Genomic DNA, 23979 nt, shown 5'->3' on the forward strand with positions numbered 1-23979 from the left:
GTTGCTCCGGTCCCTGGAGAGGCCCTGGAGTCGTGGTTGGGTGCAATTGCGCGAAGGCTCGAAACTCCTTGGGGCCATCTACTCGCAGCGCTCGAGCCGACGCCAGCCGACCCGCCAGGTCTCGTTCGAGAGAACCTCACGGCCTGCCTTCACACCCGCGAAGCCGCAGCAATCGCCCATGCCACTGGGATCTGGCAAGCTGCGGTCGAAGCCTCGACGCTCGGTCACTACGACGGGCATCTGATCACCGTCGATCGATCCACCGGACGGGTGCGGTCGACCTGGAAGTCCGTGCGATCGAGATTTTGCCCGCAGTGTCTTCGCGTCTCGAACGGCCGCTGGCAATTATCGTGGCGACTTCCGTGGATCTTCACCTGCCAGGTACACAGTTGCCTGCTCGTCGATGTGTGCCCCGAATGCGCAATGTTTCAGCGTGTGATGCCGTGGTGGCTGCGGGCGCACGAGATTCCGGACCTCTGTCGATGTTCAAGGAATATTGAATTAGATGGTGAGAAGCGCCGATGCCTCGGCGATCTCGCGTATGCTGCGATGCCATACTTAGCCCGGCAGCACCCAATCATGTTGGCGCAGTGCCGTCTATCGGGACTGCTGTCGCGGTCGGTGATCGACTGTGGGATATATCAGGCGATGCCAACGTCGACCCTTGATTTCCTCCGAGACGTGCGACTGCTTTCGGCGCGAATGCTGTCGATGGCAAAGCTTGACTACATCGCAGAGTCACTCGAGATGCGTGGAGATAGTCATATTCGAGAGCATTCGGCAGCTTACGGTTCGAATCTGGACCGCTGGTCGACACCTGGGGCCTTCGCGGCGAGCGCACCTGCGTTGGTCACCGGGCTTGGAATCATGCTGGCCCTCGATGTCATTGGACGTGAAAGTGTAGAAGATGCCGCGTCGCGGCTTCGCCCGCTCATAGAAAGGGCGAAGGCAACGGGACGAGAGCTCACACCGACGCTTCTTCGCTGCGGCGGCCCGACTGCAACGATGGACGCCGTTCACATCCGTGCATTCGAGCCTTCGTTCGGGGTGTTGGATAGGATGCGATACGGCACGGCGTCGTGCTTGCCGCGCTATCCGCGCACGTTGACCCCCGACTCGTTGCGGTCAATCCCCACCTTGTTCTGGCGCGAGTGGTCTTTTCGCTTGACCGTCGGACGCGGCACTCTTTCCGTGATCCGCCCAGTGCTCTCGATCATGCTCGTGTGCCACGGACATCAGACAACGGTGCCAAGTGCCGCCCGCAGACTGAGCCTGTCGATGACGGACAGGAGATTCGCCTACATGGTCGCAGAACTGCGCCCTCACCGGTTGTGGCCAAACATCCTCGCCACGATGATGCGGCTGGCCGACTATCTTCGCGAAAACCCGAGTCCGATCGACTACCAACGACGTCGCCTGCTTGATTACCGAGACCTGCTGCCGGCCCAGCAATGGAATGCCATCTACGACAACGCTTATCACGGACCCGGCTGGAGAAACCGGGTCGGCGACATTGCGCGATCATGGCTCTTTGAGCGGATAAGTATGCTGCCCCGAAGCGCTGCCCCATTTAAAACGACAACGCAATACCGCGATGCTGTGCGCGCCGAGATGATCGCTATGTTCACACCCGCCCTGATCGATGCTCTGAACAGTGCCGGTCTGCAATACCTATCGCACAACAACGTGATAGGCGAGCCCCTTACCTGGGCGCCGCCGTTCTCCCTAATTAACGACCTTGAGTTGCCGCGACCGGACCTCAACTCGATTTCTGTCACGCAGGTGCACCAGCTAGCTCAGGATCCCTTAATGACCACGGCTGCAATCGCGCGCAATTTGGCGGTTTCCGCCGACGTCGTGAGGTATCTGCTGGAGCAATTTCCGCTTGTGCGACCAACGACACGCCGGCGGATTCGCAACGACCCCGCCGAGACGCGCCTGACAAAAGCAGACCTTCTTCGCATGTACAACCGCGAGGGCATGACGCTGACGGCCATCGCGGCCGAGGTCGGCGTCGGGCGTGAGGCGGTCGGCGACCTAGCCCGAAAGTATGGCATCCCAATTCGTCACTACTACAGAATTGGTCCGGACATCTTGGACTGGCTGTACGAAGAACACGTCGTCAAGCAGCGCACCCTCACCGCTATAGCTCAAGACGTCGGCGTCTCTCTTTCCGCTTTGAGTCGAGCAGCGAGAAAGTACGGCATCCTGGTCTGCCGAGACCCCCGCAAGCGGCGCCAGTCTTCTCAGCGTGCATGAGAGTCGTTTACCGCTCTGCGTGACCAGCTCCGTGACTACCTACCGCGTCGAGAGTCGGCGAGCGGCGGTTGCCTGCACGCTGCCGATCACACGGCGCTGAGTTGCGGCCCAGTCCCCGGGAATGGTCGAGTCGTCCGATGTTGGTGCAAACTGCGCGACGAAAGCACCGTCCGTCGCAGGGCGTCAAGTGACGGGCTGTGCCCGATGTTCCAACAGTTCCGGGAATCCATCGGTGAGAATCCACGCCGGCGCATCGACGTCGTCAGCCATTGCAGGCGCTGGGCGGCGATCTCGGTGTCATCAGCCTGGAGGACGGGCATCGCCATACAAGCGGTGACGGCATCGGCGGCGGCGTTCGAGCACGCTACCCGCGCACCGCCACCCGTGACTAAAGGCCGCGCAAACCCGTTCTTTGCTGCGAGCACGAACTGCTCCCAGAGCAGATCGGAGATCGGGGCGGCCACATGAAAGGGCTGCGCGTAGCGCAACATCCAACTGCCCAGCGTGTGTAGATCTCCCATGAATATCGTCGATGGCACTGGCGACGACCCGTAGATGCCACCCAACGCATAGCCCGCGCGCAGCACGCGGAGAAGCTCGCATTGGGTCACCACCGCCGGATCTGTCCCGAGGCGTATGGCAGGAGCACCCGACAACGGCTCATGGCACCGTGGTCCCTCGCCGGATCGGGTCACACCCCGGGTGCACGACCCCAGCTTCGGTACCTCGTTGAAGCGAGGCGGTGCCGTGCGCTGCAGACCGCCGCAGACGCGGCACGCGTCGGCGAGCAAGGATCCATGCGTCGGGCACACGAATGCCCACCGCAACCGCCACCACACCCGCCATCTGCCACCGCGCTCCTCAAGGCACTTGGGACAGAACCGCGAACCAGTCATGCGCAGTGAGGCTGCAGACGGACGTTGCCAGCTGGTGTCGTTGATCCACGGTTGCAGAGTCATCGCCTGAAGCAGGCAGGGTTCGACGCCGGTGCAGTAGCTGATGGTGTCCCCCTGCCCCGGTGTCAGCGACACGTTGGCCCGCCCCGCCCAGTGCGAGGCCGTATTACCCCGCGCTCCCGAAATATCTACTGCGCGCAAAATTTGACCCCAGGTCGCGTCTGTGCGGCTAGCCAACGCTTCCAGCCAGGACTCAAGGCTCTCTTCTGGCAACGGTTTCACCCGGATCGGCAGAGTCCGCACTGCGCGCCAAGGCTCTACGCCGCCGCCGCGAGGGACGACCTCCCGTGGAAGCACCTCGGCGACCATCAACCCAGAATGCACTACTAGTAGTGCATTCTGGGTTGATTCGCCATTGCCGTGCTGCGCGTTTGGGATGTCGGGATTTCGGGCTCCGGCGTCCTAATTGTGCAGAGTCAAGTCTCGCCCCCGCCAATCCGAGCAAACTCGCGTATAGAGGTGAGTGAACGCGTCACATGCACCGAGATCCGGGGGGTCCACGCTCGGTGGGCGGCCATACTGCAAATTTAGACCTACTAGTAGGGCAGACTTTTCCGGGATCTGCAGCAGTACTGGTATGCGTGCCGACGCGCCCCAGTCAAAACGACCCCAAACGGGTCGCTGTGTGGGAGAGACGGCGCCGTCAGGTGGGCACTCGAATACAGACCCTGCGCATCGACCGCGGCTACACCCAAGAGGAGCTTGCATTGAGGTCCGGTGTTTCACGCAACGTGTTAATCGACCTCGAGTACGGCCGCCGCGGCATCCTGCACGAAAGACTATTCGATATCGCGAAGGCCCTCGGCGTGTCCGCTTCAGAGCTGCTCGAGGGCATAAAATGACTGATGTCGGAGCGCTCGACCAACTCGGTCGAGATTTGTTGTCAACAGTGTTTCCTCGAGCTGAGGACTCGCGGGCTCGGAGGGCAGGCGGACGCTCTATCGCGCTGCACGCGGGTGTACCCCGCAATGTGCTGATCCATGTCGAGTTCGGCCGGCGTGGCCTGCTTTACGCAGCTTTTTGACCTCGCGGACGCCCTCGAGGCGCCGGTCGCTGATCTGCTTGTCGTACCCGAACCGGCACCAGCGCGTAAGCGACACTCCAAGCCTCCTACGAAATAATGCTGCATTCCGGTTGACGTAGACGGGTGTCGACGTCTGCGGCCAAATGCGCGATCCAATGCAACACAACAACGTGTTCTGCCCTACTAGTGCTACACTCTGCAATGGGGACCTGGTCTGCTGGCTGACCTGAAGAGTCGGACAACGGGTGAGGATTCGGCCGCGCAAGGGGCGGTTCACCGCCGATCAGACGCCCCGCAGTGCCGCCGGCCAGGTCCACCCGCCACCGCGGCCACCTTGCCGCTCCCGGGCGGGCGCAAGCGTGACGGAGGTTGGGCATGTCACCACATGGTTGGCGGGAGTGGCTCGACACCGCCAACAACCTCATACCCGACCAGCGAGGCGCGCACCGCAGAGCCATTGCCTACAGCACGTTGGAGGGCTGGAATCCTGATGCGCGATCCGTGAAACGGCTCGCCCAATTCAGCAGTGGGGCAACCACCTTCACCGAATACCGGGCGATCGTGCTAGATGGAGCGCGAGTTGGTCTCCGGCTACCCGAACGGTGGTTGATGAAGCAGACATTGAGGCCAAACACTATTCACAATAGGTCGACGTTGAAGGGTTTTCGGTCACGGCGCTCAGGGGGTGATTCCACGGTCGGCGAGCAGTCGCTCTTGCTGCGGGTCGATATCGATCACCGGTCAACTCGAAATCAATCTGACGCCATGGCGATCTCATGCCAGCCGCGACGGTATGGATGACAACCGGAGATGCATATGGTCGATTTCGCCCATGTCCGGAGTGAGGCCGAGTACCGAGAACAGCTCGAGCATGCTCGCGCCGAGGCGCGCCGCCGCTACCGCGACCACCTGGCGGCGGCATTCGAGCTGCACCGCTGCCCGCAACCCGAGACGCTCGCCGACCTCGCGCTCAAGGCACTCACGGATTGGCGCTACATCGACAGCGGCGAGCGATGCCGGTGCGGCTGCCACCCGCGGCTACCCGAAAGTGATTTTCACGACTACGGATTTGATTGCGTGTGCACACGCACGCCCGAGGATCGCCGCCGCTCGTGGCAGAAGTGGCGCCAGGGCCTGGCGGCGATCTGGGAATCGCCAGAGGGCCAACAGATCAAAGCCGACGCGCAAACCGCCGAAGCCGACCTGCAGGCCTGGCTGGCGGGCCAGAGCGATGTCATAGTGCGCAGCCATGGCGGGTGGTTCCCCGAAGAGTGGACCGGAGAAGTCGACGGCCACAGCTTCTACTTCTGTGAACGCCGCGGCGAGTGGCGCATCGAACTCGACCTGCGGCCAAGCGGTCGCTTCGTCCGTACTCTGACTGAGGACGACAGTGATGGTGCGGGCCAATGCTACGAGCGTGAACTGGACGAAGGTGATGTAATCGCCTCTGGCACAATCGATGTTGAGGGATACGGCAGCACCCCAGCTCAGCGGGCAGACTTCATTATCGATACCATCCGCGTCCATCTCGCCCGCCAAGCATGCACACTGCACCGCGACAACCTGCCCTCGATACAAGCGTCGCTGGGCGGCGTGCTCAGCTGGTGCCCAGCTTGCGGAACCCGCCTATCCACCTCGTGACCGCAGCAACCAACGCACGTTTTCAGTGCCAAACCGCCACCGGCGAAGCGCTGAGATCGATACGCGGCCGTCGACACGAAAACCCGTTGACGACCCGGCAGACAGGTGAGAATCTGTCAAGCTGTCCTGTAGCCGAATCACCCCAAAGCGATGAACCGCAACGCTAGCGGATCGAACGATCTGCCTGCCGGGCTCACCCGAAGCGCGGACCCAGTCCGCCGACCCATCACCGACGTCAACGGCTGGCTGGACAGCCAGAATGGCGACGTGCGATCAGCGCTGTGCGCACTCGGGGAGTTGCTGGTCGGCGTCGCCGAACAAGACAGTGCCGAGAACGCTGAACGATTCACCGCCCGCTGCCTCGGCGTACCGGACTGCGGGCACCTGCTCGACGAGGAACGCCCCTTGCATCCGGTATCACGACTGACCACCGCACTGGCGTTGGCGCAATGGATCGAGGAACACAGGCCGGACTGCGAGATCGGTCCAGGCGAATCCACCCACCCCCCAACGTGGACGCAGACCAAGATCGGCGCCCGACGCTACCGCCACCCACTCTGCCTGCGTGTGCACTTTCCCGCCGGGACGCTGCTCGACGACACCGGATGCATCATCCACATCGAGACCCGTGAGAACGTCATGCGGTCCGCTCACGTGAGTGCCTTCGTGACGCCCGATAAGCAAGCAGATGCCTGCGCGCTATTGGATCGGCTCGCCGAACGCGCCAACGCACTCAACCCGTACCGCGGCCGCGCGGTGCGCGCCACCTACCAACGCGGACTGAGCCTGGACGTCATCGACCTGCCCGCAACCGCGACGCGCCACAACGTCATCGTCGGCGACGAGGTGTGGGCCGAGGTCGATCTTGGTGTCACCGCGGTACGCGACCGCCACAGCGTGCTCAACGCGCACGGCTTGGGGTCCCGCCGCGGGGTTTTGCTGTGCGGACCACCCGGCACCGGCAAGTCAGCGATTAGCGCGGTCGTGGCCAGCGAAGTCGTCGGCGACTTCACCGTCATCTACATCGAGGCCAAGGCGGGTGCTGAGCTGCTGACCGCCGTCGTCGAGGAGGCGCAGCGCCTCGACGGTCCGGTGCTGCTCGTCCTGGAGGACGTCGACCTCTGGTGCCGGGACCGCTCGACCGGTGATGGGGGACTGTCGGAACTGTTGCAGGCAATGGACATCGAACCCAACGCCCGCATCCTGACACTGGCGTCCACGAACGATGCCGCCACATTGGATAAGGCGGCGATCCGCACGGGGCGATTCGACTCCATCGTCGAGGTCGGTTATCCAAACAGCACGCAGGCTGCCCGGATCCTCTCGGTGTTGATCAACGAGATTCCCGGCGGTCAGACCATTGACATTGCGACCGTCGTAGCCGCGCTGCCTGAAAATACCAGCGGCAGTGACCTTCGTGAAGTTGTGCGCCGTGCCGTGCTCGCCCCCGGTGACGAGGGAAGCATCAGTACCGCGACGTTGCTATCCGAAGTCGGCACCGGGCGATACCGGGCCCAGTTGTCGTCAGGGATGTACCTGTAACGAGCCACCGCGACAGCATCCCCGAGCTCAGCTAGTAGAACGGGGCCCCGTCGGCGAGCTGTGCCTCCCGAGCTACGCCACGTCACCAGAGTCGAAGGGGGACTGGAACTCCGAGCTTCGGTGGCCAAAACCGGGCATTATTCTCCTGTGGCCGCGACGCCGACCTTATCGATCCGACGTAATTGGTCATTATCGGGGCTTCTCCGACGCGGGATAATCTCCGAACCATGCGAAGTGAAGGCTCGGACTGCCGCGCTGGTTGGCTGTGACGAGCCGAGGTTTTGGCCGCATCCGGTCCATTGCTAATCACAGTTCGTATGCATTAACCATCGGCGCCCCAGGGCACGATTGTGGTGGACAGGCTTCGTCAAGGCGACGTGCGGCGCTGCGCTCCGGGGAAGGGTCGAGTAGCCGTCAAGCTCCGGTGGCGCTGATGTCTGGGGTGTCGAACATCTTGCCGAGGTCGAGTTGACCGGACTGCACCGCGCCGAAGAATCCGCCATCGGTAACCAATGCTTCGCCGTTGATGTAGCTCGATCGGGGGCTGTTAAGGAAGATCAGAGGCCACGCCTGTTCCTCGGCGGTTGAGCGCCGACGGATCGGCCCGACGAAGGCGTCAATGATGTTCTGCCCGGCGAATTCCACGAAATGGGGCAGCATCGCGGTGTCGGTGGGGCCGGGGTTGATGCAGTTGAGCCGGATGTCATCGGTGATCAGCGTGGCGGCCCGGGACGCCACCCAGGCGTTGATCGCCTTCTTGGAAAGTGGGTATGCACCGACCGCTCCCATCTCGTCATTAGCCACACACCACCGCTTGCCCTCATCGAACCCGTCGGTGGACACCAGTTCCATAAGCTGCTCCAGCTCCTTTTGCCACCCCATGGCGGCATTGGACGCGACCACCGCGATCGCACCGCCGGCAGGAATCTTGGGCAGGACCAGGTCCACCAGGTGCCGGGCTCCGACGAAGTTGACCAGCAACACGTCCAGGCCAGAGAACGGCGGCCCAGGCAGGCCCGCGCAGCCAAAATAACCATGGACGGGCCCGTCGATGGACTCGGCTGCCCGCTCGATCGATGTGCGATCACGCAAGTCCACTTCCAGCGCCCGGTCGACCGACGCCTCGGTAGGCCGCACGTCGAGCGCAGTGACGCGTGCCCCTAGCTTGGTCAAGATCGTTGCCGTCGCTGCGCCCATGCCCGACGCGGCGCCGGTAACCACCACATGGCGCCCCGCATATCCCAGTACGTCTTCCATGTTTCCTCCAACCAAGTTGACCGCGAAGATGATGACTACCGGTATACAGATATAACAGGTGTCCAAAGAGGAACATTATATTCTCCCTATAGGGATACGCTGTTGCTAGCGTCTTCTGGCATCGGCACGTCTGCGGCAGTAGGCCCGACTGGGCGATGCAGCGGGCGTCAAATTCTTCAGAGTTGGAGGTAATGCGCGGTGAGCGACCGCTGGGATTACGACAACATGTTCATCGACGGCGCTTGGACGGCCGACGACACGGTCGGGGTCATCAAAGTCATAGACCCGGCCACCGAGGAGGCCATCGGCTCGGTCCCGGAAGCGGGCCTCAAGGCCACCCGCGCGGCGATCGCAGCCGCCCGCCGGGCATTCGACGACGGCCCCTGGCCGCGGACGTCGCCGCGAGATCGGGCAAAGGTCCTACGCCGATTCGCCGCCATCCTTGATGAGCGCCATAATTTCCTCAAGAAGCTGGTGATGGCCGAGTCCGGGTCGGTCGGCTTTCTCGCCGACATCATTCAGGTGCGCGGCACGATTGACATCGCCGAGTGGATTGCCGAGGCCATGGAACTCGCGGTGCGGTGGACCGAAGTGTCTCCGCCGGCCGGGGGTCCGACCGGAATGGCCGGGCACGTTGTGGTCCGCGAACCGGTCGGTGTGGTGGCCGCGATCACCCCGTTCAACTTCCCGTTTTTCCTCAACATTGTGAAGGTCTTGCCGGCTCTGGCGGCCGGCTGCACCGTGGTGCTCAAGCCGCACCAGTGGACGCCGCTTGACGCCTTCGAGATCGCCAAAGCGGCTCAGGATGCTGACCTTCCGCCAGGCGTGCTCAACGTCATCGCGGGTGGCCCCGAGGTCGGGGCGGAGATGACCACCCACCCGCTGGTCGACATGGTCACTTTCACCGGCTCGACTACCACCGGGCGAGCCATCATGGCGGCCGCTGCCCCCACAGTCAAGCGCCTGCAACTCGAGCTCGGCGGTAAAAGTGCGTCGATCGTCTTGGACGATGTCCCTGAAGACCACGTCGCCAACATGGGCATTATCACCTCGATGATCCATGCTGGGCAGGGCTGCGCCATCCAGACGAGAATGCTGCTGCCCGAGCACTTGCTCGATGCGTACGTCGACGGCGCCAAGAGGTCGGCGTCGTCTCTGAAGGTCGGCGACCCCCGCGAGTCCGACACGCTCATCGGCCCGTTGATCCGAGAGCGGCAGCGAGCCCGGGTCGAGGCATACGTGCAATCCGGTCTGGATGAGGGAGCCGAGCTGGTCTTCGGCGGCAAGCGTCCCGCGCACTTAGCCAAGGGGTTCTTTTACGAGCCGACGCTGTTCGTCAACGCCCGCAATGACATGCGGATTGCGCGGGAGGAAATCTTCGGTCCGGTCCTCACCGTGATCACCTACAAGACTGAAGAGGAGGCGATTCGCATCGCCAACGATTCGATTTACGGACTCGGCGGCGGCGTCATCACGGGCAACACCGCGCGCGGCTTCAACGTTGCCCGTCAGATCCGGGCCGGAAATGTCTCGGTGCAGACGGTGGGGCCGCCCACCGTCAACGTCGAGGCTCTGGGCAGCTCCGGCCCTGGCTGGTCAGCCGATCAGCCCAATGGGGTGGGCATCACCGGTGTCTTCGGCGGATTCAAGCAGAGCGGCATTGGCAGGGAATGGGGCCACCACGGAATTGAGGAGTTCACCGAACTCAAATCCATCGCCTGGAGCTGAGTTGCAATCACTATCACGTGTGCGATAGGCAGGCTGGCTTTGATTCAGCATGTTAACCTCGTGAGACAGCACCTGAGCGTTTTGCACTGGTAGAACATGGTGGGCGTCATGCAAGAATTTGCTCACTCAAACCGAGGGCATGAGGGAGACAAGTGGAGGCTCAATGGGGGTCATCTGTCTCCGAACGGACCTGTGGTGTGCCGTTGAACGAGAAGCAGGTTGTTGAGGGCCGTGCATGACTGGGCAGCTGGGAGCGCCTCGTCCCTTCACCTATCAACACGATGGGTTGACGTTGGCCTATGCGGTGGTCGGCGACGGACCTCAGCCGGTCTTGTTCGTCCACGGCGCGACCGCCACGGGCGAGTTCGAGTGGGCTGGCCTGGCCGCGGCCCTGGGGCCGGGGTACCGATGCATCCTGCCCGATCTACGCGGCCATGGCCGATCGGAATTCCGATCGACGGCTACGACGGGGACCGCAGTCCGCTCCGACCTGCGGTATCTCATCGAGTATTTGGACCTGGGCCGCCCGCACATCGTGGGTTTCTCCTATGGTGCGGAGATTGCGCTGACGCTGGAATTGGAGAACCCGGGAACGGCCCGATCCTTGATCCTCATTTCTCCCGGGACGGGACGCCCCAGCGACTACCGCGCTCCTCGGCTGGAGCATCTGCACCGCACGTGGCCGTTTGCGCTACGACGCTTGCATGAGGCCGTGCACGGGCCCGAGCACTGGCGCGACCTGGTCACCGCGCTACACGAGGACAGCGTGTCTTGGCCCGAATTGAGCGAGGAGACGTTGGCCGGCATCGCGTGCCCGATTCTGTTGATGGCAGGGGATCGGGACGAACTCACGCGTCAGCAGCAGGGTCGGCGATTCGCGCAAGTCAATCCGCGGGCCCGGTTTGTCGAGATAGCGGGCGCGGCGCATTCCGCCCACCAGAAGTGCCCAGATACGGTCAGGGGAGTTATCGGCGACTTCCTGGCCGAAGTCGACCTTGAGAGAGCGGAGCGTCATGGCGCGGTCAACTGAGCTGAAGGCAAAGAAAAATCACCAGCCGGCGGAGGCGCCCGTACCGAGTTGGCAGCGGGACAGTGTCGATCGCTCGCTGCGCAACGCCCGCGCGCGAGCCCAGGCACGTAGCGATCGCTTCGTGTCGGCGGCGATACAGCTCCTGGGGGAGCGAGACGAAAGCGACTTCACCATCCAGGACGTCGTTGACAAATCCAGCATGTCGCAGCGGACTTTCTACACCTTTTTCGATGGCAAAGACAGCCTGCTGTTGGCGGTGTACGAGACGATCCTGCGGACCACGGCGATGCCGATGATCCGCGAGCGGTGCGACGGCATCACGGATCCCGTGCAGCGGGTGCGGGCCTTGATGGAGGCACTGTCTGAAATCACCGCGATGCCGGCCCGGCTGGCGCGTGGGCTCAGTGTCCTGCACCTGCGGCTGGCCGAGTCCCGCCCCAACGACCTCGCTTACGCCCTGGAACCCTTGCACTCCTTCATCGTTGAGTTGCTCGAAGAAGTTGCCGATGCAGGCTTGCTCCGCGATGACGTGCCGTTAGCCACCCAGGCCGCGCTACTTCAGGAGCTCCTGCTGGCGACGTCGCACTCCGCGGTGTTGTCCGGTGGGCGGACAACCAGTGTCGATGACCTGTGGGCTTTCTGCTCGGCGGCCATCCTCCGCGCGGCAACCTAACAGCCGAGGCGGCACTTCTCAGGTGACCGCGCCACTGACCTTGAGGTCGATCAGTTCGTCGTCCGACTTGCCGAGCGCCCGCAGAATGTCATCGGTGTGCTCGGCGAATTGTGGCGCCCGCTTGAGCTGTACGGGCTTCTCGTCGAACTGCACCGGGTTGGCGACCAGTTCCCGCGGAGCGCCGTCGATGTCGAGTACTTCGGCGATCATTCCGTTGGCTCGCAACGCCGGGTCCTGGCCCACTTCCCACGGATCCTGCGCGATGGCCCACTGGCCTTCCATGCCGGCGAACCGGGAGACCCACTCGGCCAGCGGCCGCGCGGCGAGCACCTCTTGCACGATCTCGGCCGCTACCAGCGTATTGCCCATGAGTGCCTCGGTGCTAGCGAATCGCTCGTCATGGATGAGGTCCTCGCGGTCGATGTGCCGACAGAACTCGGGCCAATAGCGCCCAGGTTGGAGCATGGCCAGCACGAGCCAACGGTTGTCGGCGGTTCGGTAGTTGCCCACCAGCGGGTTCGTCGGCGCCGTGTTGCCGGGTGCGCGGGGCGCCGGTGGGCCGCCCTCGAGAAGCGCCAAACCTACGGAGAGAGCGCTGGCCCAGGCACCCACGCCCAGCAGTGAGACGTCGACAACCGACGTTTCGCCGGTGCGTTCGCGCGCTAGGAGCGCCGCGGCGATGCCTCCGGCGATGGTCATTCCGCCCAACGAATCACCGTAGGCACCGGCAGGCATCTTGGGAATGCCATCGAACTCTGCAGGCGCGGCCCCCACCGCGCCACCGGCCCGAGCCCAGAAGGCGGTGCTGTCGTAGCCGCCCTTCTCGCTGTCAGGGCCGTTGGCGCCGAAACCGGATCCGCGGACGTAGATGATGTCCGGGTTGATCTTGCGGACATCGTCGAGTTCGATGCCCAGCCGCCGTCGCGCGGCGGGCAGGAAGTTCGTCAAGAACACGTCACTGGTGCGGATCAGCTCGTGCAGGACCTGCAGCGCTTGGGGCTGCTCCAGCGCGAGGCCGATGCTGCGCTTGCCCCGATTAGGGTGTTCCATCAAGGGTGCGAACGACCCGCTGCCGACCGCCATGCCCATCACGGCGCTCAGGCCGCGCTGGGCATCACCCTTTTCTGCGTGCTCGACCTTGATGACGTCGGCACCCCAGTCGGCCAAGACCGCACCCGCGGACGGGACGAAGGTGAACTGTGCCACCTCCAGTACCCGGACGCCGTCCATCGGTCGAATCACTTTGTCTCCTTTGCGGTTTCGGCTTCATCCTGGAGAGGGGCTCAGCTGCTGGCCGGACGGACGTGGATCACGTCCATCATCACTTCGCGGGGCCTGGTGATGACGTCGTGCAACACGTCGGCGACGATGGCCGAGGTGAGGAGGTGGGTACCACTCATCCGGGTGAGGTAGCCGTCGGCTTCCCACAGCGGCCAGGCCTTTTCGAGGTCGCCCGGCCCGAAGTTCTCGTGGATTCCGGTATCTCCGACCGCGCCGAGTACGACCAGGGTCACCCGGATGCCGTCTCGGCGTAGCTCCTTGCTCATGGCTCCAGTGAAACCGTTGAGGCCACGTTTGGTGGCGGCGTAAAGGGTCATCATCGGCATGTCGTCGAGGGTGATCTCCGAGGAGATGTTCATGATGTCGCCGCCGCCGGCCGCGCGCAGTAGCGGAATGGCAGAACGCGTCGTGTAGATGGGTGCCACCAGGTTGGTATTGACGGTCACGGCGATATCTTCGTCGCTGGCTTCTTCGATCAGCCGGATCCGGCTGGCACCCGCGGAATTGATCAGGACGTCAATACGGCCGAACTGCGTCGCGATCTGTTCGAAGGCGGCCTGCACATCGTGGCTGTTGGTGATGTCGGTGACGATCGGAACGGCACTGGGCCCGATTATCTCGACGACCTCGTCGAGCAGCAATTTACGGCGGGCCAGCAGCACGACCGTCGCGCCGTCCTGCGCGAGGCGAATGGCGGTGGCCCGGCCGACGCCCATCGATGAGCCGGCAATCACGGCGACTCGGCCCTCCATGCTCTGCGACATCACGCTCCTCATGCTGGCCGGTTGCCGCGCTATCGAAATACGCGGATCAGGGTGCATCGAGCATGCACTTGTTCCTTGCATGCAATGCACATATGGTTCTACCATGACGCGTACGTGATAGTCATCACCTGGCCCGGAACTCGCGTCCGGCAAAATGCAGAAGGAGTCGGTTGTGGTCACAGGTGTCACCGGCAAAGAGGCGAAGGACTGGGCGTCGGAGCACCTGTGGGGCAATTGCAGCTCGCTCTACACTCCGTTCTGCGGTCTCGACGGCGACGAAATCGACTACGGGGCACTGCGCGCGCTGGTGCGGCATTGCCTGGTCGACCTGGACCAGGACGGTATTTGGCTGACCGGCGGTATCGCCGAATTCTGGTCACTGACCACCGACGAACTCAAAGAAGTAGTCCGGGTCGCGATCGAGGAGGCTCGACGGGTCAAACCCGGCGCGCTGGTGCAGGTGATGTCGAGTACCGACACTGCCAAGCAGGCCGTCGAGCTCACGCTGAACGCCCAAGAGCTGGGCGCCGACATCTGCTACATCCTGACGCCGTATTTCGAGTGCTCGGGGAAGCCCGGGGTGCTCGAATATCTGCGCTATGTCGCTGATCGCACCGATATGCCGCTGGGCTTTTTCAACTCTCACTCGACAGGGCTGGTGTTAACCCCCGAGGAATGTGTCGAGCTCTACCGTGAGATCCCCGCTCTCTGCGGACTGAAGAACGGGCTGCTCGATGCGGAGCACAGCCTTGCGATTCACAAGCTGGCCCCGGAGATGGTGTTGTGGGAAGCGGCCGATGAGGCCGGGATCCGGTTAGGGATACCCCACCCCGGAGCGCTGGGTTCGGCGCTCTACCTCTACGAGAAGCCGGGTGCACTGCTGTTCAGCGAGTGGCGCGCACTGCTGATGCTAGGCGATTTCGAGCGTGCCGATACCTTTGCGGCCGAGACCGGTCTGACCGCCATGCGCGAGGCGAGCCGCCGCTATCAGTCCCATCCCGCCCGCCCCGGAATGTTCACGCATTGGGGAGCCGGGTTCAAATTCGGCGCTTCGTTGCTCGGCCTCCCCGTCGGTGACCACCCGGCCCGGCCGCCGCAAACCGCGTTCCCCGACGACCTGAGGCAGCCGATCCGTGAGGCCTATGTCGCCTCTGGGTTCATCGAGTCCTGAGAACGGAGAGCTGTAGTGGAGGTGCGCGAATTTCGCGCCGGCGTGCGGGCCTGGATCGACGAGGTCGGAGAGCCGTTGGTCCCCGCGATCGAAGACCAAAGTGTTGACGCCCAGCTGCACCACCAACGTCAAGTGCAGCGACTGCTGTTCGACGCCGGCTGGATGCGCTGGGGCTGGCCGACTCGGATCGGTGGCCTGGGGGGCTCGCCGATGCTGCGCGCCGTCCTGGGCGAGGAGCTCACCAGCCGAGCGCTGGTGCACACCACGTCCTGGTCGATGCACGAAGTGCTCGGGCCGGCGGTGGCCGAGTTCGGCCGGCCCGACCTGGTCGAGGAGATCTTCCCGCGGCTATTGCGGGGCGACGAATTCTGGTGTCAGGGGTTCTCCGAGCCCGACGCGGGCAGCGACCTGGGATCGATGCGGACCACCGCGCGCACGAGCGGTGCCGGCTGGATCATCAACGGCGAGAAGCTGTGGACCAGCTGGGCTCATCACGCCACGCGGTGCATTGTGTTGGCCAGGACCGGTGGCGCCGGGTCTCGGGGTATCAGCGCTTTTCTGGTGGATATGGACACACCGGGCGTGACCGCGAGCCCGCTGGAGACGATGGCCGGTGTCGACGAATTCTGCTCGACGTCGTTCGTCGACGTCGAAGTCCCCGCGCAGCGTCTGCTCGGTGAGCTCGACGCCGGCTGGCGGGTCGCACAGTTCATTTTGTCCTGTGAACGCGGCCCGATTTTCTGGCAGCGCGGCGCCTGGCTCTCCCACCACCTCGGTCTGCTCCTTGACGCCACACCCGACGGTGAGTCCACGTCGACCCTTGGCGAGGCCTACCAGCTGTTGTGGGCTTTTCGCGCCACCTCGAAGAACACACAGGACCGCATCGCTGCGGGTGATATGCCAGGACCGGAAGCCTCGGTGGACAAGATCATGATCGCTGCCGCTGATCAGGCCGTGTTCGACGCGGCGCGCGAGCTCCTGCGCGGCGAGATGGAAACCGATGACACCGCGCGTAGCCGGGCGTGGCGCCGCGAGTGGGCGTACTCGCGCGCTGCCACCATCTACGGGGGCACCAGTGAAATACAGAAAGATATCGTGGCTACGCGGCTGCTCGGATTGCCGAGAAGCGCGTGATGCGGCCTCACACCATCGATGCCGCCGAGCGGGAACTGATGGCGACGACCATCCGTGGACTGGCGGAGGAACTCGACGGGACCGAGCTTGCGCAGGCACTCGATGCGTTCGGGTTCGCCGACTTGCTCGCCGAGGCGCCCCGGGATGCGGTGTCGGCGCTGTTCACCGCGCTCGGTGGCGCCGGATCGATGTCGACGTCGCTGCAGGATGTGCTGCTGCGACCGTTGGCCGAACATCTGCCGGCCGCGGCGACGGCATACAACGTTGTCCTACCCGGCATCGGCGCCGATCTGGTCGGCGCGGCTGACGGCGAACTGCTGGCGGTGCGCGGCCTGGTCATCGGAGCGCGGCCGGTGTTGAGGTATCTGGCGCCGATCGCGATCCGCGGTGAGCTGGTCTGGATTGACCTGCAGGAGTCGTCGGGGGTCTCGACGCGGCGGATCGATGGTCTTGATCCGGCATTGCAGATGATCGAAGTCAGCGGCGTTGACGTGCTGTCCGAGGTGGTCCTGGCTGGGAAACAGGCCGTTGCAGCCTGGGATGCAGTGGCGACGGCAGGCCGGGTGGCGCTGGGCTACCAGATCATCGGGGCGGTCGGGCGGATGATCGACCTTGCCGTCGACCACGCCTGCAGCAGAGTGCAATTCGGCCGGCCTATCGGCTCCTTTCAGGCGGTAAGCACCCGGCTGGCCGACGCACACGTCGCTCGTGCGGGCGCCGCCGCGGCCCTCGCGTCGGCCTGGGATGCCGATGATGCCGTTTTAGCGGGTCTGCTGGCGAAGTCGTTGGCGGGGCGTGCGGCCCGCATCGCCGCCACCCAGTGCCAGCAAGTCCTGGCCGGCATCGGCTTCACTGCCGAGCATCCCTTCCACCGCTTCTTGGCCCGTGCGCTGGTGCTGGATTCGGTGCTGGGCTCGGCCAGCGAACTGCCCTCGGTGATCGGTGCCCGTTTGATTTCGGCCGGGACGATTCCCCGGTTGGTAGAGCTGTGAGCGGCGGCGATCCGTCGTGCACGGAAACACATCCGGCCGTCATCGTCGACCGTCTCGGGTCGGTGGCGTGCGTGACGTTGTCCCGGCCGGAAAAGGCCAACGCCCTGGACGCCGAGATCACCGATGCACTGCTCGGGGCCGTCCTAGCGCTGCGTGATGACTCAGACGTGCGCGCGATGGTGCTGACCGGCGAGGGCAGCGCATTCAGCGCCGGCGGGGACTTCAAGACCATCCGTGCCATGCGCGATGACCGCTCTCTGCGCGACACCGTGCTCGCCGCCCACCAAGAGCTGTTCTGGGCAATGACGCGCCTGCCGTTTCCCACCGTCGCCGCCGTCAACGGCGCTGCAGTCGGTGCCGGCGTCACGGTGGCGCTGCTGTGCGACCTGGTCGTGATGGCCGAAGACTCCTTCCTCAGTGATCCGCGGGTTTCGCTAGGGCTGCTCGACGGCGCCGGCGGGTTGCTGCTGTGGCCGTTGCTCACGAGCCTGTCCGCCGCCAAGGAACATCTGCTCCTGGGCGACCGGGTCAGCGGCGCCGAAGCACATCGCCTGGGGCTGGCGAACCGGGCGGTACCCGCAACCGACGTGCTGGAGGAGGCGTTGCGGCTGGCCGATCGCCTCGCCGCGCTCCCGCCGCAGGCCGTCCGGCAGACGCGCCAGCTGCTGAATTTCCACATCGACCGGGTTGCCGCGTTACTGCCACATTGCGCCCGCGCGGAAAGCGAGTGCTTTGACACCGAGGAGCATCGCGTGCTGCTCGAGCGGCTGAGCGCACGCGCGGCAGCCAAGAACGCGAGGATCCCGTAATGGCTCGCGTCGCATTGGTCACGGGCGGCACCCGGGGGATAGGTCGTGCCATCACCGACCGGCTGACGCATGCCGGTGTCGCGGTGGCCGCGGCGTACGCCCGCGACGACGTCGCCGCACACGCCGTGCGCGAGGAGGCTTCGCGGTGCGGGGCCACGGTGAGTCTGCATCAGGCCGATGTAGGGGAGCCGACATGCTGCCAGCGGCTGGTTGCCGACGTTCTCGAGCAGCACGGCCGGCTGGACTACTTGGTCAACAACGCCGGGATGGTCAACGAGCAACGGCTCAGCGAGGTCAGCTCCGAGGACTGGCAACGCCAGCTCGCGGTCAACCTGTCTGCGGCGTTTTTCCTCAGCCAGGCCGCGCTGGCGCACATGACCCAGCAGCGTTTCGGGCGAGTGGTCAACATCGGCTCGGTCACGGCACTGCTGGGCAGCCCGGTGCAGATCGCCTACGGCGCTGCCAAGGGCGGCATCGTCGGGCTGACCAGATCGTGTGCTCGGGCGGTCGCGCGCAAGGGCATCACCGTGAATTGCGTGATACCCGGCAGCTTCGACACCGATCTGTCGGCCGAGCTGGCATACACCGACCGGGATGCGGTGACGTCGATGATCCCGGTCGGGCGCTGGGGCCGTCCCGAGGAGCTGGCGCACGCCGTCGCGTTTCTGCTCGACGACCTCGCCTCCTATGTCACCGGCGCCGTCCTGACCGTCGACGGCGGAATGAGCATGGGTGGATAAGGTGAACCGAACTCGACTCACCGCGAGTGACATCGTGGCGCCGCCGGTGGCCCCGGGCCGCCTCGCCGAATACCGCCGCTTCGGCTACATCAGCGACCAGACGATTTCTGCGTCGGTCGTCCGCGCCGCCCGTCAGTGGGGCTCACAGCCGGCCCTCGCCGAAGGCGGCCATCAGCTGACTTACCAGGAGCTGCTCGAGGTGGTGGAACGTGCTGCCGCGTGGCTGACCGGGGCGGGCATCGGGTCTGGCGACGTCGTCTGCTGGCAGACGCCGAACTGGTGGGAAGCTCACGTGCTGGGCCTGGCGGTCTGGCATGCCGGGGCGGTGAGCTGCCCGGTCGCCCCGTTCTACCGGGAACACGAGCTGCGCCAGGTCATCGAGCAGGTGCGGCCGGCCGCTGTGGTGACCGCCGAGGCGTTTCGTGGATTCGCCCACGCCGACGCGTTCGACGACCTCCTTGCGGCAACCGGTCTCGGCGACGTTGCCCGCCTCGTGCTGCGGGGGACCCGGCCGGGCTGGGCGCCGTTCGACGCGGTCGTCTCGCACGGGCGCCGCCAGAAATCCGCCACGGTCGGACCCGATGATCCGTGCCTGATCCTCTTCACTTCGGGCACGACGTCGGGTGCTAAGGCCGCGGTGCACTCGTCGCGCACGTTGCTGGCCGAAACCCGCCAGCTCGTTGATGCGTGGGGCCTGTCCTGGGAGGACGTCGCCTACATGGCCGCCCCGCTGCAGCACATCACGGGCGTGCTCAACGCAATGACCATCCCGTTGCTGGTCGGCGCCTCCGCGGTGCTGGCCGACCGTTGGGAACCTGACGTCGCGGTGGCCGACATCATGCGCCACCGGGTGACGTATTCGGCCGGGGCAACGGTTTTCCTGCAGGAATTGACCGACGCCGCTCGCGCCGCCCGCGTGCACCTGCCGCTGCGGATTTTCGCCTGCGGCGGGGCGGCGGTGCCGCGCGCGGTCATGGAACACAGTGAAGAGCAGGGGATTCCGGCCGCCCGGGTGTACGGCATGACCGAACTTCCGACCGTGACGGTGATGAACCGCGCGTATCCGTTCGACCTGCGCGCGGGGACCGACGGCGCGATCGCCCCGGGGGTGCAGGTCCGGGTCGTCGGGACGGACGGCGAGCCGCTGGCCGCAGGCTGCCCGGGCGAACTGCTGGTGCGCGGGCCCGAGCAGATGCTCGGCTACCTCGATCCTGACGCCAACCGGGCGGCCCTCGACGACGCGGGATGGTTCAGCACCGGGGATGTCGGTCTCGTCGACGGCGCCGGCTTCGTCACCATCACCGGGCGGGTCAAAGACGTGATCAACCGCGGCGGCGAGAAGTTCTCGGCCCGCGACATCGAAGACCTGCTCGTCAAACACCCGGCGGTGCGCCACGCCGCCGTGGTACCCGGACCCGACGCAAGGTTCGGCGAAGTGCCCGTGGCGTTCGTCGTGTTCGACCACCCAGGCCAGGTGACAGCCGAAGACCTGTGCCGTTATCTGCACGCCACCGGACTGGCCCGCCAAAAGACCCCCGTCGCTTGGCATTTCGTCGACGCCTTGCCGACGACCTCTTCGGGGAAGGTCAAGAAGTTCGAGCTGATCGCAACCACGAGCACCGAGGAAAGGCTGGGATGAATCTCGATCAATTTCGCGCCATGCTCACCCTCTGCGACGGCATCGAGGGCCGCACCGTGTTGCCGGTGCCGGATCCGAGCGCAGAGCGGATCTTCGGCGGACAAACTATGGCACAGCTCATCGTTGCCGCCGCACCACCGGGATCGGCCAAAGCGGTGAAGTCACTGCAGATCGCGTTCCCGCGCGCCGGACGCGCCGCCGGCCCGTTGCACCTGGACCTCGAACAAACCCACGACGGTCGGTCATTGGGCCATCGGCGTGCGGTGGCGTGGGCCAGCCAGCGCGATGCCGACGTCAGCGTCCAAACCGGTGTCGTGACCCATTCGGTCTGGTTTCACCAACCGTTGGACGTCGCGCGGTGGCTGCGGGGCAGATCCATGGCGTGCGATTGGCTGGTGGCCGCGGCTTCGGCACCGGAGACGTCTACACCGAATCCGGAACTCATGTCGCATCGTTCGCGCAGGAAAGCGTCGTGCGGACCCCACCGACAGGAATGCAGCCATGACAGCTCAACACTTCGTCCGCTATGAGGTCGATGACCGGGTCGCGGTGATCACCCTGGACCGCCCCGAGGCCGCCAATGCCCAAACCCCGGGAATCCTCAAGGATCTCGACGAAGCTTGGCGGCGTGCCGACGGGGAACCCGAGGTTCGGGTCATCGTTTTCCAGACCACCGGTAAGCACTTCTCCGCCGGGCACGACATGTCGGGCACCGATCCATCCGCCGATGGGCGCAACCTGAGTCCGCAGCGCACCGACGGCAAGCTGCTCGCGGACACCTACTACGACTGGGAGACCCGCGGCTACCTCGAGTACGCGACGCGCTGGCGCGACATCCCCAAGCCCTCCATCGCCGCGGTGCAGGGCAAGTGCATTGCGGCCGGATTGATGCTCTGCTGGCCGTGCGATCTCATCGTCGCCGCGGATAACGCGCGGTTCTCCGACCCGGTCGGTCTGCTGGGCATCATGGGCGTCGAATACCACGCTCACACTTGGGAACTCGGTCCCCGCAAAGCCAAGGAAATGCTGTTCACCGCCGGTTCGGTGACGGCCGAAGAGGCGCTGCGCTGCGGGATGGTCAACCACGTCGTACCGCTGGAGGACTTGCGTTCCGCCACAATGGATCTCGCTCATCGCGTCGCTCAGACCGATCCGTGGGCCCTGCGACTGGCCAAGCGGGCGGTCAATCAGACTATGGACACCATGGGCTTCTCGACGGCGATCGCCTCATGTTTTGACATGCATCATCTCGGCCACACCCGGGCGCTGGCCGCGACTAACGGGCAGACCGTCGTGATGGCCGACCTGGAACGGATGAAGGCCGCGGGCCGCAGCAAGTGAGCCGATGTCAGTCGTACGTCAGTGCGCCCGAAGTTCGCCTTCTCACCGGGCAGGATCCCACAGCCCCAAGTGGATTCGGGCTCATGCCGACGGATTGGTCGCCATCCTGCTGCCAGGATCGGCCGCCGGCTGACGCGTGCGTCGTCTAGGCGGGCCCGGAGTCGGCACGCCGACCGTAACCAGCCGGGCCTGGTCGAAGCAAATACGCTTTACTTGTTCGCGCGAACAGATACTACGTATGTTGGACTCATGGCAGCTGTTAAGACGGGCGGGAAGCGAGCACGAAGTACGAAGGCCGACAAGGTGACCGCGCTTAGCGTGGGTGAAATCAAGGTGATTCGCGCGCTGCACCCCGGTTTTGTGACCATGATGAAGCAACTCGATGCTGACCTGCAGCGCGAGCATCGCATGTCGCACGCCGAATTCGTCGCGTTGATGTTTTTGTCCGAGGCTTCCGACCGTACGTTAGGGCTCAGCGAACTGGCTCGGCAATGCCAGCAGTCGTTGAGCGCGATCAGCCGTACCGTCGGGCGGATGGAGGCCGAGGGGTTGGTTCGCCGTGAGCAGTCATCCCGGGATGCGCGCGCTTGTAACGCAGTACTTACCGAGGCCGGACTAAGCCGATTGGAGCAAGCCGTCCCCACCCACGTTGTCAGCCTGCGCCGCCACCTATTCGACCACCTCGACGGAGTGGACCTCAAAGCCATCGGCGATGCCTTCGAACGCATCGCGGCCGCCGCTAGCGGAGACCCTCACGGAGTTCCCGGTCAACCATCACCAGACACCCCGGTGGGGCGATACATCTCGACCTGAATGATCGTCGGAGTCGAGACTGCTGGCCGGGCCGCTGCGTCCGGCCTGCTTCCACGCCGCGCCCGCTTCGTCGTCTGTGAGCGATGCCACCGATCGCCTCCGTCATCGACCTTGTTTGTTTGCGCTAGCAAGCATAAACTTGCTAGCGCAAGCAAAGTAACCTAGAAGGAGGGTCAACTATGACCGCAGCCCCCGTGGCCGAAAGGCGTGGCAACCGTCGTTTCGACGACGACATCCGGAACTTCACGGCGTCCCCAACGCTGGCCGTCAATCTGCAACGCGTGCTCGTTGACCTCATTGAGCTGAACCTCCAAGGTAAGCAAGCGCATTGGAACGTCATTGGCTCAAACTTCCGCGACCTGCACCTGCAGCTCGACGAGCTCGTTGACGCCGCTCGTGAGGCCAGCGACACCATCGCCGAGCGGATGCGGGCCCTCGACGCCGTTCCAGACGGACGGTCCGACACGGTCGCGGCGACGACGAGCCTGCCGCAGTTCCCGGCCAACGAGGTCGCCACCGGCGAGGTCGTCGATCTGGTGACCGCACGGACGTACGCTACCGTCGACACCATCCGTAACGTGCACGACGCAGTCGACGCCGACGACCCCAGCACGAGCGATCTGCTTCACGAGATCGTCGACTCACTGGAGAAGCTCGCCTGGATGATCAAGTCCGAAAACCGCAAGCTTTAAACTCGACGTGCCGAGCCTGGCGTCAACTGGACCAGAAATCGGAGTGGCGCCCGGGCGGGTTGCTTCAGGGAAGTCACAGAAGCGCTGGACCTAAGAGCCACAACGCATTATCCGGTAGCGAGTGCCCGCCACCGCCAGGTGTCGTTGGCAGGCTGGCGGGCTTGGTCGATCGACGCCGGCTGGGGCGTGTCGAACGGGCTTCTGTCAGGTCGACGAACTCGGCGTCGATAGCGGCACTCTTGACGGCGTCAATGCCCTTCTCCTTGCGGTTGGTTGGCTACAAAACACTGAACCCGCCTAGCGGCATCGTTCGGCTTGACTCCCATATCCACCAACCTCAGAGCTATTTCGTCCGGGGGAACGCCCGAATTGAGATCCGTTGCGATCACATGAATGCTGGGAAACCAATCTTCTACACTTACCCCCGGCGGTGGGGGCTTCGCGTCGCCTCCTAGGCATTGAACGTAACCATTAATGCCAGTGTCAGCGTGCG

At 64.5% G+C, this 23979-nt stretch carries 21 protein-coding genes and 1 pseudogene; 17 read left to right on the forward strand and 5 right to left on the reverse strand.

What is annotated here, in order from left to right; all coding sequences use genetic code 11:
- Positions 1-36: 36 nt before the first annotated feature.
- A complete protein-coding gene (locus OCU_RS50230; protein WP_230487559.1) occupies positions 37-2259 on the forward strand; it encodes a TniQ family protein in 2223 nt (740 codons plus the stop codon).
- Positions 2260-2345: 86 nt separating this feature from the next.
- Here the strand turns inward: OCU_RS50230 and OCU_RS51615 are convergent, their stop codons facing one another.
- Positions 2346-2846, reverse strand: coding sequence for a hypothetical protein (locus tag OCU_RS51615; protein WP_225323323.1), 501 nt, complete (start codon positions 2844-2846; stop codon positions 2346-2348).
- A gap of 258 nt (positions 2847-3104) precedes the next feature.
- Positions 3105-3524, reverse strand: a pseudogene (locus OCU_RS51880) (TniQ family protein); the annotation flags it as partial.
- Positions 3525-3796: 272 nt separating this feature from the next.
- Between OCU_RS51880 and OCU_RS31400 the strand changes: the two are divergent.
- From OCU_RS31400 to OCU_RS31410, 3 genes are all read left to right on the forward strand, one after another.
- Positions 3797-4057 (forward strand): helix-turn-helix domain-containing protein, encoded by a 261-nt coding sequence (locus OCU_RS31400; protein WP_029384319.1) that lies wholly within the window; start codon positions 3797-3799, stop codon positions 4055-4057.
- Between the two features lie 998 nt (positions 4058-5055).
- On the forward strand, positions 5056-5880 hold the full coding sequence (locus OCU_RS31405) for a hypothetical protein (RefSeq protein WP_009953187.1): 825 nt from the start codon (positions 5056-5058) through the stop codon (positions 5878-5880).
- Positions 5881-6030: 150 nt separating this feature from the next.
- The gene (locus OCU_RS31410) at positions 6031-7422 is read left to right on the forward strand and encodes an AAA family ATPase (RefSeq protein WP_009953188.1); all 1392 of its coding nucleotides are present in this window, start codon (positions 6031-6033) and stop codon (positions 7420-7422) included.
- A gap of 414 nt (positions 7423-7836) precedes the next feature.
- Here OCU_RS31410 and OCU_RS31415 read toward each other — a convergent pair whose 3' ends face one another.
- Positions 7837-8679, reverse strand: coding sequence for an SDR family oxidoreductase (locus OCU_RS31415; protein ID WP_009953190.1), 843 nt, complete (start codon positions 8677-8679; stop codon positions 7837-7839).
- A gap of 225 nt (positions 8680-8904) precedes the next feature.
- On the opposite strand from OCU_RS31415, the gene OCU_RS31420 reads away from it, so the two are divergent.
- The 3 genes from OCU_RS31420 to OCU_RS31430 all read left to right on the forward strand — a co-directional run bounded on the left by OCU_RS31420 (position 8905) and on the right by OCU_RS31430 (position 12110).
- Complete coding sequence (locus OCU_RS31420; protein WP_044059229.1) at positions 8905-10407, forward strand: aldehyde dehydrogenase family protein; 1503 nt, start codon at positions 8905-8907, stop codon at positions 10405-10407.
- Positions 10408-10642: 235 nt separating this feature from the next.
- Positions 10643-11437 (forward strand): alpha/beta fold hydrolase, encoded by a 795-nt coding sequence (locus OCU_RS31425; protein WP_014379486.1) that lies wholly within the window; start codon positions 10643-10645, stop codon positions 11435-11437.
- Positions 11421-12110 (forward strand): TetR/AcrR family transcriptional regulator, encoded by a 690-nt coding sequence (locus tag OCU_RS31430; RefSeq protein ID WP_009953194.1) that lies wholly within the window; start codon positions 11421-11423, stop codon positions 12108-12110. The genes OCU_RS31425 and OCU_RS31430 overlap by 17 nt, the downstream gene beginning before the upstream one ends.
- A gap of 18 nt (positions 12111-12128) precedes the next feature.
- On the opposite strand, the gene OCU_RS31435 is transcribed toward OCU_RS31430, so the two are convergent.
- Both OCU_RS31435 and OCU_RS31440 read right to left on the reverse strand, forming a co-directional pair.
- Complete coding sequence (locus OCU_RS31435; protein WP_014379488.1) at positions 12129-13340, reverse strand: CaiB/BaiF CoA transferase family protein; 1212 nt, start codon at positions 13338-13340, stop codon at positions 12129-12131.
- A 53-nt stretch (positions 13341-13393) separates the two neighbouring features.
- On the reverse strand, positions 13394-14335 hold the full coding sequence (locus OCU_RS31440; RefSeq protein WP_196771100.1) for an SDR family oxidoreductase: 942 nt from the start codon (positions 14333-14335) through the stop codon (positions 13394-13396).
- On the opposite strand from OCU_RS31440, the gene OCU_RS31445 reads away from it, so the two are divergent.
- The 10 genes from OCU_RS31445 (at position 14328) to OCU_RS31490 (ending at position 23486) form a co-directional block, all read left to right on the forward strand.
- Positions 14328-15326, forward strand: a complete 999-nt coding sequence (locus tag OCU_RS31445) for a dihydrodipicolinate synthase family protein (RefSeq protein WP_036396691.1) — start codon at positions 14328-14330, stop codon at positions 15324-15326. The genes OCU_RS31440 and OCU_RS31445 overlap by 8 nt on opposite strands.
- 15 nt (positions 15327-15341) lie before the next feature.
- Entirely contained in the window at positions 15342-16460 is a 1119-nt protein-coding gene (locus tag OCU_RS31450; RefSeq protein ID WP_009953200.1) for an acyl-CoA dehydrogenase family protein, read from the forward strand.
- Positions 16460-17452: an acyl-CoA dehydrogenase family protein gene (locus tag OCU_RS31455; protein WP_009953201.1), complete on the forward strand. Its 993-nt coding sequence runs from the start codon at positions 16460-16462 to the stop codon at positions 17450-17452. The genes OCU_RS31450 and OCU_RS31455 overlap by 1 nt, the downstream gene beginning before the upstream one ends.
- A complete protein-coding gene (locus tag OCU_RS31460) occupies positions 17449-18261 on the forward strand; it encodes an enoyl-CoA hydratase/isomerase family protein (protein ID WP_009953202.1) in 813 nt (270 codons plus the stop codon). Before OCU_RS31455 ends, OCU_RS31460 begins: the two co-directional genes overlap by 4 nt.
- On the forward strand, positions 18261-19001 hold the full coding sequence (locus tag OCU_RS31465; protein ID WP_009953203.1) for an SDR family NAD(P)-dependent oxidoreductase: 741 nt from the start codon (positions 18261-18263) through the stop codon (positions 18999-19001). Before OCU_RS31460 ends, OCU_RS31465 begins: the two co-directional genes overlap by 1 nt.
- On the forward strand, positions 18994-20640 hold the full coding sequence (locus OCU_RS31470) for an AMP-binding protein (protein ID WP_009953206.1): 1647 nt from the start codon (positions 18994-18996) through the stop codon (positions 20638-20640). Before OCU_RS31465 ends, OCU_RS31470 begins: the two co-directional genes overlap by 8 nt.
- On the forward strand, positions 20637-21170 hold the full coding sequence (locus OCU_RS31475) for an acyl-CoA thioesterase domain-containing protein (protein WP_009953207.1): 534 nt from the start codon (positions 20637-20639) through the stop codon (positions 21168-21170). Before OCU_RS31470 ends, OCU_RS31475 begins: the two co-directional genes overlap by 4 nt.
- On the forward strand, positions 21142-21981 hold the full coding sequence (locus tag OCU_RS31480) for an enoyl-CoA hydratase (RefSeq protein WP_014379491.1): 840 nt from the start codon (positions 21142-21144) through the stop codon (positions 21979-21981). The genes OCU_RS31475 and OCU_RS31480 overlap by 29 nt, the downstream gene beginning before the upstream one ends.
- A 318-nt stretch (positions 21982-22299) precedes the next feature.
- A complete protein-coding gene (locus OCU_RS31485; protein WP_014379492.1) occupies positions 22300-22794 on the forward strand; it encodes a MarR family winged helix-turn-helix transcriptional regulator in 495 nt (164 codons plus the stop codon).
- Positions 22795-22973: 179 nt separating this feature from the next.
- Positions 22974-23486: a Dps family protein gene (locus OCU_RS31490; RefSeq protein WP_044059204.1), complete on the forward strand. Its 513-nt coding sequence runs from the start codon at positions 22974-22976 to the stop codon at positions 23484-23486.
- Positions 23487-23979: the final 493 nt, after the last annotated feature.

The sequence above is a fragment of the Mycobacterium intracellulare ATCC 13950 genome, from assembly GCF_000277125.1.
Lineage (GTDB): Bacteria > Actinomycetota > Actinomycetes > Mycobacteriales > Mycobacteriaceae > Mycobacterium > Mycobacterium intracellulare.